Source organism: Streptomyces sp. NBC_01546 (assembly GCF_045208355.1).
GTDB lineage: Bacteria > Actinomycetota > Actinomycetes > Streptomycetales > Streptomycetaceae > Streptomyces.
The window spans coordinates 484,882-496,902 of sequence record NZ_CP109379.1; the positions used below are offsets into that span (position 1 = coordinate 484,882).

The 12,021-nt window shown below is 68.5% G+C and carries 12 protein-coding genes, 1 tRNA gene and 1 pseudogene; 6 read left to right on the forward strand and 8 right to left on the reverse strand.

All coding sequences use genetic code 11. The features are described 5' to 3' along the window. Positions 1 to 63 precede the first annotated feature (63 nt). The 3 genes from OHA89_RS02540 to OHA89_RS02550 form a co-directional block, all read right to left on the reverse strand. Positions 64 to 1,731, reverse strand: coding sequence for a DUF4157 domain-containing protein (locus OHA89_RS02540; RefSeq protein ID WP_406365076.1), 1,668 nt, complete (start codon positions 1,729 to 1,731; stop codon positions 64 to 66). 130 nt (positions 1,732 to 1,861) lie between these two features. Continuing rightward, positions 1,862 to 2,638: an ABC transporter permease subunit gene (locus tag OHA89_RS02545; RefSeq protein WP_266615819.1), complete on the reverse strand. Its 777-nt coding sequence runs from the start codon at positions 2,636 to 2,638 to the stop codon at positions 1,862 to 1,864. After that, positions 2,635 to 3,627 carry an ABC transporter ATP-binding protein gene (locus tag OHA89_RS02550; protein ID WP_406365077.1) on the reverse strand — a complete coding sequence of 331 codons (993 nt, stop codon included), beginning with the start codon at positions 3,625 to 3,627 and terminating at the stop codon, positions 2,635 to 2,637. Before OHA89_RS02550 ends, OHA89_RS02545 begins: the two co-directional genes overlap by 4 nt. A 305-nt stretch (positions 3,628 to 3,932) precedes the next feature. On the opposite strand from OHA89_RS02550, the gene OHA89_RS02555 reads away from it, so the two are divergent. Then, on the forward strand, positions 3,933 to 4,214 hold the full coding sequence (locus OHA89_RS02555) for a dihydrofolate reductase family protein (RefSeq protein ID WP_266615821.1): 282 nt from the start codon (positions 3,933 to 3,935) through the stop codon (positions 4,212 to 4,214). Positions 4,215 to 4,268: 54 nt separating this feature from the next. On the opposite strand, the gene OHA89_RS02560 is transcribed toward OHA89_RS02555, so the two are convergent. Both OHA89_RS02560 and OHA89_RS02565 read right to left on the reverse strand, forming a co-directional pair. Beyond that, a complete protein-coding gene (locus tag OHA89_RS02560; RefSeq protein ID WP_266615822.1) occupies positions 4,269 to 4,988 on the reverse strand; it encodes a leucine-rich repeat domain-containing protein in 720 nt (239 codons plus the stop codon). Positions 4,989 to 5,188: 200 nt separating this feature from the next. Then, entirely contained in the window at positions 5,189 to 5,809 is a 621-nt protein-coding gene (locus tag OHA89_RS02565; RefSeq protein WP_266615823.1) for a hypothetical protein, read from the reverse strand. 115 nt (positions 5,810 to 5,924) lie between these two features. On the opposite strand from OHA89_RS02565, the gene OHA89_RS02570 reads away from it, so the two are divergent. The 3 genes from OHA89_RS02570 to OHA89_RS02580 all read left to right on the forward strand — a co-directional run bounded on the left by OHA89_RS02570 (position 5,925) and on the right by OHA89_RS02580 (position 8,843). After that, positions 5,925 to 6,851, forward strand: a complete 927-nt coding sequence (locus tag OHA89_RS02570; RefSeq protein ID WP_406365078.1) for a hypothetical protein — start codon at positions 5,925 to 5,927, stop codon at positions 6,849 to 6,851. Positions 6,852 to 6,996: 145 nt separating this feature from the next. Next, a complete protein-coding gene (locus OHA89_RS02575; RefSeq protein ID WP_266615825.1) occupies positions 6,997 to 7,974 on the forward strand; it encodes a GlxA family transcriptional regulator in 978 nt (325 codons plus the stop codon). A gap of 110 nt (positions 7,975 to 8,084) precedes the next feature. After that, the gene (locus tag OHA89_RS02580; RefSeq protein WP_406365079.1) at positions 8,085 to 8,843 is read left to right on the forward strand and encodes an MBL fold metallo-hydrolase; all 759 of its coding nucleotides are present in this window, start codon (positions 8,085 to 8,087) and stop codon (positions 8,841 to 8,843) included. Positions 8,844 to 8,910: 67 nt separating this feature from the next. On the opposite strand, the gene OHA89_RS02585 is transcribed toward OHA89_RS02580, so the two are convergent. Then, the gene (locus OHA89_RS02585) at positions 8,911 to 9,867 is read right to left on the reverse strand and encodes an SMP-30/gluconolactonase/LRE family protein (protein WP_266615827.1); all 957 of its coding nucleotides are present in this window, start codon (positions 9,865 to 9,867) and stop codon (positions 8,911 to 8,913) included. A 507-nt stretch (positions 9,868 to 10,374) separates the two neighbouring features. Here OHA89_RS02585 and OHA89_RS02590 point away from each other — a divergent pair. Next, a pseudogene (locus tag OHA89_RS02590) lies at positions 10,375 to 10,638 on the forward strand (Lrp/AsnC family transcriptional regulator); the annotation flags it as partial. 98 nt (positions 10,639 to 10,736) lie between these two features. Here OHA89_RS02590 and OHA89_RS02595 read toward each other — a convergent pair. Beyond that, positions 10,737 to 11,231 (reverse strand): hypothetical protein, encoded by a 495-nt coding sequence (locus OHA89_RS02595; RefSeq protein ID WP_406365080.1) that lies wholly within the window; start codon positions 11,229 to 11,231, stop codon positions 10,737 to 10,739. 207 nt (positions 11,232 to 11,438) lie between these two features. Beyond that, positions 11,439 to 11,557, reverse strand: a tRNA-OTHER gene (locus OHA89_RS02600). Here OHA89_RS02600 and OHA89_RS02605 point away from each other — a divergent pair. Beyond that, the gene (locus tag OHA89_RS02605; protein ID WP_406365081.1) at positions 11,535 to 12,002 is read left to right on the forward strand and encodes a nuclear transport factor 2 family protein; all 468 of its coding nucleotides are present in this window, start codon (positions 11,535 to 11,537) and stop codon (positions 12,000 to 12,002) included. The two genes, OHA89_RS02600 and OHA89_RS02605, sit on opposite strands and share 23 nt — an antisense overlap. Positions 12,003 to 12,021 lie beyond the last annotated feature (19 nt).

Sequence of the window (12,021 nt, forward strand, 5' to 3'; positions counted from 1 at the left end):
CGCTCAACCTAATGTGAGCGCTCGCGCTCTTCCCCAACTGCTCCTGGTTCGCGACCGGGTCGCTCACAGGCTGGAGATCTTGAGGATGTGTGTGGCGATCACCTTGAACTGCTGCAGCTGGCTTTGGATCTCGGAGCCGTAGTCCGGTGCCTCAACGGTGACGGGCCAGTCATTGCCCTTGGCCCGGTAATGGGCGGTGATCTCCTTGTTTCCGGCGAAACGCAGGGCGACTCCCTCCGGCCATTCCTGTGTCATCAGCAGCGGACCGTACGGTTCGAACCACGCGGGAAGTACCAGGGAGGTGAACCCGCCCTCGCCTGGAGGGATCTTGTCGGACGGCACGTCGGACTCGTACGACCCCACGCCGGGTGAGAGGGTCGCCACATCGGAACCCGGCCTGTCGATGATCGCCATCGCCGTGTTCTGCGTCCGCTCCTGGAGCAGCGCCACGTACTGGGCCACTGTTCCGCCGCGGGCGTCGGAGAGCCGCTCGCGCTTCATGGCCGATACGAGCATCCGGGCCAGGCCCTCGTCGCCTTGCGCCGCCTTGTGAATTCCGGCGAGGTCCTTCTCGGGGAGTTCCACACCATCGACGTCGCCGGCCATCTCGTCCAGGATCATGTCGTCTTCCTGGGGGCGTTCCATGGCGACACTGAAACTGCCGTTGTTGGGATCCGTCAGCGATTTCGTCACGACGTCCTGGATCTGGGCGAGATCCTGCGCCGCCCTCGCGTCGAGTACGTTCACGGCCAATGCGGTGCTGTCACCACGGTCGTTCGACCCGGTGTGGGCGATGCCCTGCTGGACGAGCGTCCCGCGGCCCAGGATTCCGCTGCTGTTGATGGAATGGACCAAGTCGATCATCGCGGCTATCCGGCCGACCTCAAGAACGAGTTCCTCACCGTCCTTTGCCTCCAGGGCGGCATTGGCACGCGGGTCCTTGAGGTAGTCCAGTACGCGCCGGCCGGTGGGTACGAGGAAGTGTTCCAGGTCGCTTTCCCCGATCAAACGGGCGGGGTCGCTGACCTTCGCGCCGCCTACCGTGACCGTTCGCTGGACTGCCGCCGACGGAGAGGCCGGAACCGAGTGTCCCTTGCCTGGAGCGTGGGCTGCGGTGCCGAGAGGACGCGCCCCGGCCGTCACCCGCGTCGCAGTGGCCTCCGCTTCGCGTTCGAAGCGGTCGGAGGGGTCCGAGACACGCAGCCCATCGCCGTTGTCGGTACCTGCCACCGGTCCGCGACGCTGCTGGATGACGTGCGTCAACTCGTGGGCGAGGGTGTGCTCGTCCGCCCCACCGTCGCCGATGACAACATGGCTGCCGGAGGTATAGGCGCGGGCGCCCACGGCGGCGGCAGATGCGCGCGCGGCAAGGTTGTCGTGGACGCGCACGTCTGAGAAATCGGTACCGAAGCGGGCTTCCATGTCCGTGCGGGTGGTGTCGTCCAGGGGGCGACCGCCACTGCGGAGGACGTCGTGGACCGCAGAGCGCTGCACCGTGGGCTGCTCTTCCTGCTGCTCTTCCTGCTGGTGACCGCAATCGACGCCGTGCCGGTGCTTCTCCTGGGCGCCGGGATGACCGGACCGACGGAGTAACTGCACGACTGCGGCGTTCCCCACCGTGCCTTGCAGGGCCAGCAGGCAGTACTGAGGCAGCCCGCCTCCGGAAGGTACACGTTTCGCCCTGCGGCCTGCCCCAACCTCGACGGTTTCAATCTTCTCGCGCTCGCGCATCCGGTTGCGTCTCCCTCGCGATCGTGCAGCCGTCCCTGACTACCCGATAACTACCAGGTAGCGGAAGGAACTTCCCGATCTCGACGGCTGATCGATACCGGGCCCGGCCGAAAACTGGCGCGATCGGTCGTCAGGCGTCGTTGCGCTTGAGCGCGAAGTAGCCGCCCGCCAGGGAGGCCGCGGCCCACAGCGCCATGATGCCGAGCCCTGCCCACGGGCCGTACGGCGGCCCGTCCGCCTGCTGCACCACCTGCATGACGCTCGTGCCCGCCTGGTCGGGAAAGAAGTAGCCGACCTTCCTGGTCGCGGGCACGAAGTTGAAGATCGGCGCGATCATGAAGAAGTAGGCCATCAGGACACTGAGGGAGAGCACCGCCTTGCGCAGCATCGTGGCGACGCCGACCGCGAACAGCAGCATGAGCGTCAGGTACACCCCGGCGCCGGTGACCGCCCGCAGCACACCGGGGTCGCCGAGGGAGGCACCGTGGTCACCGAGGAGCGCCTGGCCGACAAAGAACGTCGCGACGCTGGTGGCCATGCCCACGGCCAGGCCCGGTACGGCGGCGGCCGCGGCCTTGGCGCAGTACAGCAGGCCGCGCTGTGGCACGGCCGCGAGCGTGGTGCGGATCATCCCCGTGCCGTACTCGCTGCTGACCACCAGGACGCCGAAGGTGATCATCGCGAGCTGACCGAGGCCCATGCCGATGAAGCTGGTCATCACCGGGTCGAAGGCGGCCTGCTCCGCAGCGCCGAGGGTGTCGAACTCGCCGCCCAGGATGACGCTCAGGAGCGCACCGAGGCCGATGGTCGAGAAGAACGCGGCCGTCAGCGTCCACATCGACGAGCTGATGGTCCGGATCTTCGTCCACTCCGCCCAGAGGACGGCCGTGGTTGCGCCCATGGTCATGACTCCTTTCCGGTGCGGGAGCGGATCAGAGCCGGCGCCCGTTCCGGGGACGGGGTCCCGGAGGAGGCGGGGCCGGCATCCACGGTGCCGCCGGCCTGGTACTCGAGCGAACCCGCGGTGAGCCGCATGAACGCCTCCTCCAGCGAGGCACGCTGCGAGCCGATCTCGAGCAGCGCGATCCGGTGGGCGGCGGCGAGTTCGCCGAGCGTCTCGGCGTCGCCGTCCTGGATCTCGAAGGCCCCGTCCCCGGTGAGGACCGGCGCGATCCCCTCGCCGGCGAGGACGTCGAGCAGCCGCTCCGGCTGAGTGGTGCGCAGCCGTACGACGGAACGGGAGTTGTTCTCGATGAAGTCCGCCGTGGACGTGTCGGCCAGCAGCCGACCGCGACCGATGACGATCAGACGGTCGGCCGTCAACGCCATCTCGCTCATGAGGTGGCTGGAGACGAAGACCGTACGGCCCTGGGCCGCCAGTTGCTTCATCAGATTGCGGATCCAGAGAATGCCCTCGGGGTCGAGTCCGTTGACGGGCTCGTCGAGCACGAGCGTCTCGGGGTCACCGAGCAGCGCGGCGGCGATGCCGAGCCGCTGACCCATACCGAGCGAGAAGGCACCCGCGCGCTGGTGCGCCACGTCGGCGAGGCCGACTGCCTCCAGGATCTCTCCGACCCTGCGGTCCGGGATCCTGTTGGACCGCGCCAGCCACAGCAGGTGGTGGTAGGCGGTGCGGGCGGGGTGCAGGGCCTTCGCGTCCAGCAGCGCGCCGATCTGCTTCATCGGCTCGCGCAGATCGCTGTAGCGCTTCCCGCCGATGGTGACGCTGCCACCGGTCGGCCGGTCCAGGTCCAGCATCATGCGCATGGTCGTCGTCTTGCCCGCACCGTTCGGGCCCAGGAAGCCGGTCACCGTGCCGGGGCGCACGGTGAACGTCAGGTGGTCGACTGCGGTTTTGTCCCCGTACCGCTTGGTAAGCCCACGTAACTGGATCACACGACGCAATATAGGTCGCCCGCATGCCGTGAATGATCTGTAAATGCAGGTTTGTTCAGTCATGCTCCCCGGATGACAGGAGGCAGGTTGAGGGGGTTCCCTCACGGGCGTTTTCCTCAGTAGGGGGCCCACAAGGGTTCGTGACGGTTCGTCGGCCGCGGTGCCGAGTCGGCGGGTGTGCGCTTCACGCGCCCCTCCGCGGTACGCCCATCTCCGCCTTGCTGCGTTCCAGGAACAGCTCGTACGGCTGGGGAGCGGGATGGTGTTCTCCACGACCCTGCAGGAAGGCCGAGTGGAACGCCACCGTGGTCCGCGGCGACGTGGCCACCGAGATCCCCAAGATCAAGGACCAGTACACGGGCGACATTCTGATCTACGCCAGCGGCGACCTGCAGAACTCGCTGATCGAACTCGGGCTGATCGACGAGCTCAAGCTCTGGATCCACCCCGTCGTCGTCGGCAAGGGCAAGCGCCTGTTCCCCGAGGGCATCCCCACCACCTCGTGGAACCTCGCCGGCACCACCACCTTCAGCACCGGTGCCGTGGTCCTCGACCTCCGTCCCGCCGGGGCGGGGGCTCACGAGTAGCGGAACCGACAGAAATGGCGGCCCTGCGGCGTGAGAAGCCGCGTGGCGTGTCGTTCACGTCAAGACGACGCATCCCTGTCGCTCCAGTTCGGTCAGTAGCGGCAGGGAGGGGTCGATCTCGTTCCATCGCAGATCCAGCTTCTCCAGTGATGGCATCAGGGCGAGCCAGTCCGGCAGCCGGCTGAGGCGGTTGCTCCGCAGGTCGATCTGACGTAGTCGCGGGAGGCCGGCCAGCGACTGCGGCAGCTCGGCCACGGAGTTCTCGCGCAGGTCCAGGTGTCGCAGCTCGTGCAGTGCGGCGGTCGACGGCGGCAGGTGCTCGATCGCATTCCCCCGGAGCCAGAGCTCACGCAGGTTGCGGAGTTGGCCGATGGAGTCCGGCAGCGTGGTGAGGCGGTTGTGCTGTGCCCTGAACTCTATGAGGCCGGTCATCCTGCCGATGGCCTCCGGCAGGGAGGTGAGGGAGTTCTCACCGATGTTGAGGTAGCGCAGCCGCGTCAGGTTCCCCAGAGAATCCGGAAGCCGTGACAGCTGGTTGTCGTGCAAGTAGAGGCAGTCGCTGAGCCCGGTCAGCTCGCCCAGCTCGTCCGGCACCGAGGTGAGCGCGTTGTGGCCAAGGTCCAGGGTGTTCAGCAGGTGCAGCTTCCCGATCCCCGGTGGGAGGGCCGTGAGTCCGTTGTCCGCGAGGATCAGCACGCGGAGCTCGGTCTGCTGCCAGACCGACTCGGGCACCTCTCCGAGCTCTTGACGCCACAGGTTCAGTGCGTGCTTCACGGGCTTCTCCCCCTCGTCAGCGGTTTGGTCCTAGATTCTCATCCGGGACTTCGCGGCAGGCAGAAGGCTGATGGAGCTGCCGTCAGGAGCGCGGCGCGGCGGGTGCCAACCGGTCCGGACGCACGGACTGTCGTGACCGCGTCGTATGTGACTGAGTTCCAATTGGCCCTGTGCCCCTGGCTGCTGACGGATGCTGACGGCTAGGGCAGGCCCACCAGCCCCCAACCGCGGCTCGCAGCCTCTCTGGTCACCTCGCCCCATTCACGCAAAAGCGTCGTGAAGGCCTCGAAGGTGTCCGGGCGGCCTGCCCAGCCCTCGCACTCGGCGGCGAACGGTTCGCGCAGCTCCTCGAGTCGGGACTCCACCCGCGCCCAGGCGCGGGCCTTGCCGGGTACTGCCTCCGGCGGGCACACGAGAAGGGCAGCCGGGCGCCAGCGGTCGGTGGCCGGCGGGAAGAGCCCTCCGCCGCCAGTCAGTGCAGGGTCGTCGGCTGGATCCGCATCCCAGATCAGACCGACAAGAAAGGTGTCCATCGCCTGGCGCACGAAAGCATCGACGAGGAGCCGTACGTCGGCCCATGCCTCCCCCGCGCGGGCGTGCGGGCTATAGGCGCCGGTGGTGGTGAAGAAGCTGTACTCGGCGCACCATGCAGACCCACGATCCGGGGGCCACAGCCAGCCGTCGCCCCGCCCACCCCCCTGGTACTCGTCCTCGAGCTCCGGCAACCAGGCTGCGTCGTCCAGTGCTCGGACCCGGTTCTCGACGGGGACGGCACTCAAATACCTCCAGTCCGCCATGAACAGCGTGAGACACAGACCCATGGCGGCAGCATAGGCAGGCCCCGCGCAACAAGCCCACACGGACCACCACTGCGGGTCGGGCGTCTGACGAGAGATCGTCCGGCCTGCCGACGCGCCGCAGATATCCTCCCGGGACGTGATCGACAGAGAGACGGTGAGGATGGCCGAGGACGTTCCGACAACAGCCCGAGTGCACGACGTACTGAACCGAGCCACGCGCGTGGTGATCGTCGAGGCATCGCCCGACAAGGTCGACTCCACCGACCTGACGCGGCTCGTGGTGACCGGTGACGAGATCGCCGACCTGGCCCGGCACTTGGCCATCGTGGACGGTGGGACCGGTGATCGCTGCCGGTGCAACGGCTGGCCGACAATCATGGTTCACGGACCGGACGGTGAGCTGACGGCCTGTTGGACGCTGCACCACCAGACCGGGCTGCGAGGGATCGGTAACTGTGACGCCGACTTGCGCGATGGCCCGGCCCTTACCGAATGGCTGGCACAGCGAGGCCTGACCCGATCGCAAGATGTCCAGGAGATGCTGGCCGAGGAAGAGGCCGAGGCCGAGCAGCGTCGGATGCGCTGGATCCAGGCCGCACCGGCCGGGCTGGCCGACGTAGCCGCGGATGTGTCCCGGCCACCGGGCCGTGACGACGAAGCCTGGTCACGGCAGCTGGACGACGCCCGGGACCGGCTCGCCGCTCGCATCCGGCAGCACTACCCCGATGCGATCGAGCGGATCCGCGCTCTGCTGGCATGGGCGGGAATCTGCTCCAGGGAGTCCACCGGTGGCTGGAAGTGGTACGACATGGCCGTGATGCGCCAACTCCACGATGAATCTCCCGACCTCGTCCTCGGCGCGCTCGCTGCTCACCTCCCGAGCCCGGCTCAACTCGACGGGGCGTCCGAACTGTTCTGCACTGTCGAATGGACCAAGGCACACGACCGGCATCTGCCCGAGCCGCAGAGGTCGATGCTGATCGGACATATCCAGGCAGACGGCACCGACGCCATGCGACGCCGGCTGAGTTGGGGCTACTACGGCGCGGAGCGAACTGCCTGACAGCACCGGCGTGCCTCGGTAGGGACGGGGCGATTGATCATGTGACTGGCGGGGGCGGGGGTGGATGTCGTGCCGCGATGTGCAGGGCCGGATCTGACAGAACCTCGTCATTGCGGACATGGAAGCGCAGCGAAAGGATGAGGGCATGCTTCCACCGCACAGAGTCGTCATCGCGGCCTTCCCCGGCGTCGAGCTGCTGGACGTCACGGGGCCTGCCGAGGTCTTCTCGGTCGCCACGCGCGTCGGAGGCGGTAGCCGTCCCGGTTACACGGTCCGGATCGCGACGGCCGACGGCGGGCCGGTGACCACCTCCAGTGGTGTCCGGCTGATCGCCGACCTCACACTGGACGAGGCCCTCGACCAGATGGACACCCTCCTGGTGTCGGGTGCCGTCGCAGTCAGGGACGACGGTGTGGAGCCGATACTCGACGACGAGCTGACCACCTGGCTGCGTGACGCCGGGCCCCAGACCACACGGGTCGGCTCGATCTGTGCGGGCGCTCACCTGCTGGCCGCCGCGGGCCTGTTGGACGGGCTGACCGCCACGACCCACTGGCTCACGGCCCCGCAACTGGCCGCAGCCCACCCGCGCGTCACTGTCGACCCGGACCCGATCTTCATCCGGGCCGGCCGCGTGTGGACCTGCGCCGGCATCACCGCGGGGATGGACATGGCACTCGCGATGGTCACCGAGGACCACGGCCCCGATCTCGCCCTGGCCACGGCCCGGATGATGGTCATGTACGTCAAACGCCCCGGTGGCCAGAGCCAGTTCAGCGTCCCGCTCGCAGCACCCGCCGCGGCCGGTGACCGCATCGACGACCTGCGCCTGTGGATCGGCGAACACCTGGCGGGCGACCTCTCCGCGGAAGCCCTCGCCGCACGCCTCCACTTGAGCGTGCGCCACTTCAACCGGCTGTTCCGCCGACGTACGCAGACCACCCCTGCCGCATACGTCGAGGCCGCCCGGCTCGAGGCCGCTCGCCGACTGCTCCAGGAGAGCGACCGCCCTCTGGCGGAGGTCGCCGCGGCCAGCGGCCTCGGTTCGGTGGAAAGCCTGCACCGCTCCTTCCGCCGTCGACTGGGGACCACCCCCGCCGAATACCGCCGCCGCTTCCGCTGACCCCCTGCCGATCCCGGCCTTCCACCGCCCCGGCGCAGCGCCGCCGGGGCGGAGCGTCGGCGTGCCCGTACGACGGGCATGCCACGACCACGAACCGCGAGGAGAACACCGTGTCCCAAACCAAGGTCATCCCCATCCCGGTCATGGGCCGCCACAGCATCAACGCCTACCTCCTGCTGGGCCGACGTCCCGTCATCGTCGACGCGGGAACACCCGGCAGCGGGAGGAAGATCTACGAACAGGTCGCCGCGCACGGTGTGGATCCCACCGACATCTCGCTGATCGTCATCACCCACGGCCACATCGACCACTTCGGCTCCGCCGCCGAACTGCACCGCCTGACCGGGGCACCGGTGGCCGGCCACATAGCGGACCTCGGCCCGTTCCGTACCGGCCGGGTCCGCGAACCGTACCTGCCCACCGGCCCCATGGGCCGCCTCATGGCCAGGAACAAGAACCTCCACGTCCAGGCCGAACCGCTGGAACCCGAGGTACTTGTACGAGGTGAGACCCACCTGAAGGACTTCGGGATCGCGGCGCGCATCATGCCCACCCCCGGACACACCGCAGGGTCCATTTCCGTCCTCACCGACCAGGGAGATCTCGTCGCAGGCGATCTGGTGGCCAATTCCTTCATGGGCCTCATACCCGGCAGGCCGGCCAACCCTCCGTTCCACGACGACCCCCTGGCCAACCTCGCCAGCCTGCACAAGATGCTCGCCCTCAACCCCACCCGGCTCCACGTCGGTCACGGCTCGCCGCTGGAACCCGACCGGGTCCGCAGCTGGGCCGCCCGGGAGCATCGCCGACTGTCCCGCCGCGAAGCGGCCGGACGCCTCGCCGTCCGCACCGATGGCGTCGGAGCCTGACCGACTCACGACTGCGACGGCGCAACTTGAATGGAGCCGGGGCCGCCAGGCTCGGATTGAGGGTGTGTCAGGAGGCGTCGAGCCACGGGCGGCGGCCCGGGCCCGTCGGGTGGGTGCCCGTGACCGCCATGACCACCGAGTAGAGGCTGGTCTCGGCGGTGATGAAGAGGCGGTTGCGCTTGGCCCCGCCCCAGGAGATGTTGGACACCGTCTCCGGGACGTTCAGCCGGCCGATCAGCGTGCCGTCGGGGTCGTAGCAGTGCACACCGTCGGCCATCGCCGCGACCCACAGCCGGCCGCCGTCGTCGAAGCGGAGGTTGTCGAACCGGGCTACGCCCTCCGCATCGGCCTTGGCGAAGACCTCGCCGTCGGAGAGGCTGTCGCCGTCGGGGTGGACGTCGAAGACGCGGATGGCGCCGCCCCGGGTGTCGGAGACGAACAACTGCCTCTCGTCGGGGGAGAAGACGAGCCCGTTGGGGGCGGCGAAGCAGTCGGCGACCAGGCGGACCTCGCCCGTGGCCGGGTCGATCCGGTAGACGTTGTTGGAGCCGATCTCGCTCTCCGCGCGGTAGCCCTCGTAGTCGCTGGTGATGCCGAAGTCCGGGTCGGAGAACCAGATCGAGCCGTCCGACTTCACGGTCGCGTCGTTGGGGCTGTTGAGCCGCTTGCCCTGCCAGCGGTCGGCGAGCACGGTGAGGGTGCCGTCGTGCTCGGTGCGGGTCACCCGGCGGTTGCCCTGCTCGCAGGTGATCAACCGGCCCTGGCGGTCCAGGGTGTTGCCGTTGGTGTGCCCGGCGGGCGAGCGGAAGACGCTCACGGTGTCGGTGGTCTCGTCCCACCGCAGCATGCGGTCGTTGGGGATGTCGCTCCAGATGAGCTGGCGCCAGGCCGGGAGGTAGATGGGGCCCTCGGCCCAGCGGCAGCCGGTGTACAGGACCTCCAGCGCGTCGTCGCCGTTCATGCACCGGCCGGTACGGAAGCGGTCGTCGAGGCAGGTGTACAGCTCGGGGCGCTCGGTGGCCATGTGCGTGGTCCTTCCTTGGAGGGAGCCGAAGATTGTTCGGCATGAAGTGATTATCTCAGTACGGGATACGGCTCTCTCAAGAGTTTGCCGAATTGAGTGCCCTAGATCACGAAGGATGGACGGTGGGCCGAACGGCCCGCCTCCAGGAGCCGCCGCCGAAGACGGTGTCGAGGATGCCGGGGTGAGGCAATGCGGTCGTCCGGGGCCGGCGGATCACGGGCCTGTCGCCGGATGTGATGGTCGTACGCGAGGCGTTGCCGTGGGCGGGTGGTGGCGGTGCCGCCGCACGCGCTCCAGCCGCTCCTGATTGCGCGGGGCGGCATCGATGCCGAGTTCCGCCCGCCGCTCCAGCCGGTACGCGACCACCTCACCGAGAGGGGTGTCCGCAGACTTCCGCCACCGACCAGTCCCCCGGCGGGCGAACCGCACCTCCGAGTCGCCCACCGACCCGCCGAGCGCCCTGAGCCGCTCCAACGCCAGCTGTTCGGCTGGTGGCGAGGGCTCCGGCGCCGAAGCGTCTCGCCCTGCCACCGGCGGCTGCGCGATCTGGAACGCGAGGGCGCGATCCGCGGCTACCGCGCCGTGGTCGACCCGGCTGCCGTCGGCCTGAACGTCGAGGCGCTCGTCTTCGCCACCCTGCGCGACCGCCGACCTGGCCGCGTTCCAGGAGTTGTACGACCAGCGGCTCGCCCGACTGCCCGGGGTCCAGCGTCTGACTTCCACACTCGTCATGAGAACGTCATTGACGACCGGCCCCTGCCCGAGAGTTAGTCACCACGAGGTTGCCTGCATCCCGCTCTCCACCTACGGGCTCGCCCGGGCGGGTGCGGGAGCGTCCTCCGAGGCCGGTCTCGGAGGGACGTAGGCCCTCAGACCCCGGCCGTGCAGAACACGCAGGCCTCCCAGAACGGCAGCGCGTCCAGCACCCGGTGACGTACGCACGAGGCCATCGCGGCCTCCCGCGGCCCGGGCAGGACGCCCGAGCCGGCCCTCGCGGTCGCAGGGTCGAACTCCTCCACCATCGCCCGGTACGTGCGCAGGTACCCCTCGGCCCGGGGCGGCTCGTACATCAGTTCCTCCCACCGGTGGCGGGACAGCGCCAGATCGAGGACGCGCAGCAGGAAGTCCTTGGCCGCGGCCCGCTCTTGAGGGGTGTCCCCCCAGTCGAGCTCCGCCAGGCCGAAGCCGACCACCCCACGCCCCATCACGTTCTGGTCCTGGAGCGTCAGCAGGGCGGCGAAGCGGAAGTCCCACGGCTCGCGGGCCAGCGTGGAAACGGCGAGCATCAGCACGTCCACGAACACCGCCGTGCCGCCGTTGGTCATCTCCAGGTACCGGCCGTTACCGCCGTCAAACACGTTCATGTCTCGAGAGTCAGGTACGTCCTGGGCCGTGACAAGGACCCCGGTCACAGTGGCTCTGTCGAGGACTTCGACAACGTCTGTTGCTCAGCGGTGGGATCGTCTGGTTCCACGTGAGAGTCATGGCGCTGAGTATTGGCTCTGGCCCAACTTCTGCGGCCCTGGCCCAACATGGCAATTCAGTGCGCTGGACCAAGTCCAGGTCGGTTGCGGTGCCGGCGGGATTCGAACCCGCGGACAGATGGGGGCAGGCCCGCCCCGTCTCCGTCAGTCGACGTGAGAGGGACCTCGCCCACGTCGATCGCAATGGACCGCTCTGCCACGGCACCGCAACCTGCGGGACTGCGCGCAGTCCCACTTCGACTCAGGGTAGAGACATCCTTCTCTGCGGACGAGTCCTTATCCGGGACACCGGAAACCATCGCTGGGCATCACGGGCGGGAGGCGGCGGCCCTGTTCGCCGAATCGGTGTCGTTCCGGATCCCGCACCCGCCAGGCATTCCGTGGGTGCCGGAGGTCGACTCGGCGGAGGGCATGCGGACGTTCTTTGAACTGCTGCAGACCCATGTGCAAGCCAAGGAGTTCGACCTTCGCCAGGTCATCGCCGAGGGCGACGATGTGGTGCTCATCGGGCGCATGATCTCCGGGGTCAAGAAGACGGGCCGGGACATCGACACCGCGTTCGCCCTGCACACCACGGTCCGGGACGGGCGGATCACCCGCTACCACCTCTACGAGGACTACGCCGTTGCCGAGGCATACTTCGGCGACTGATCGTCAGCCGCCCCCAGTG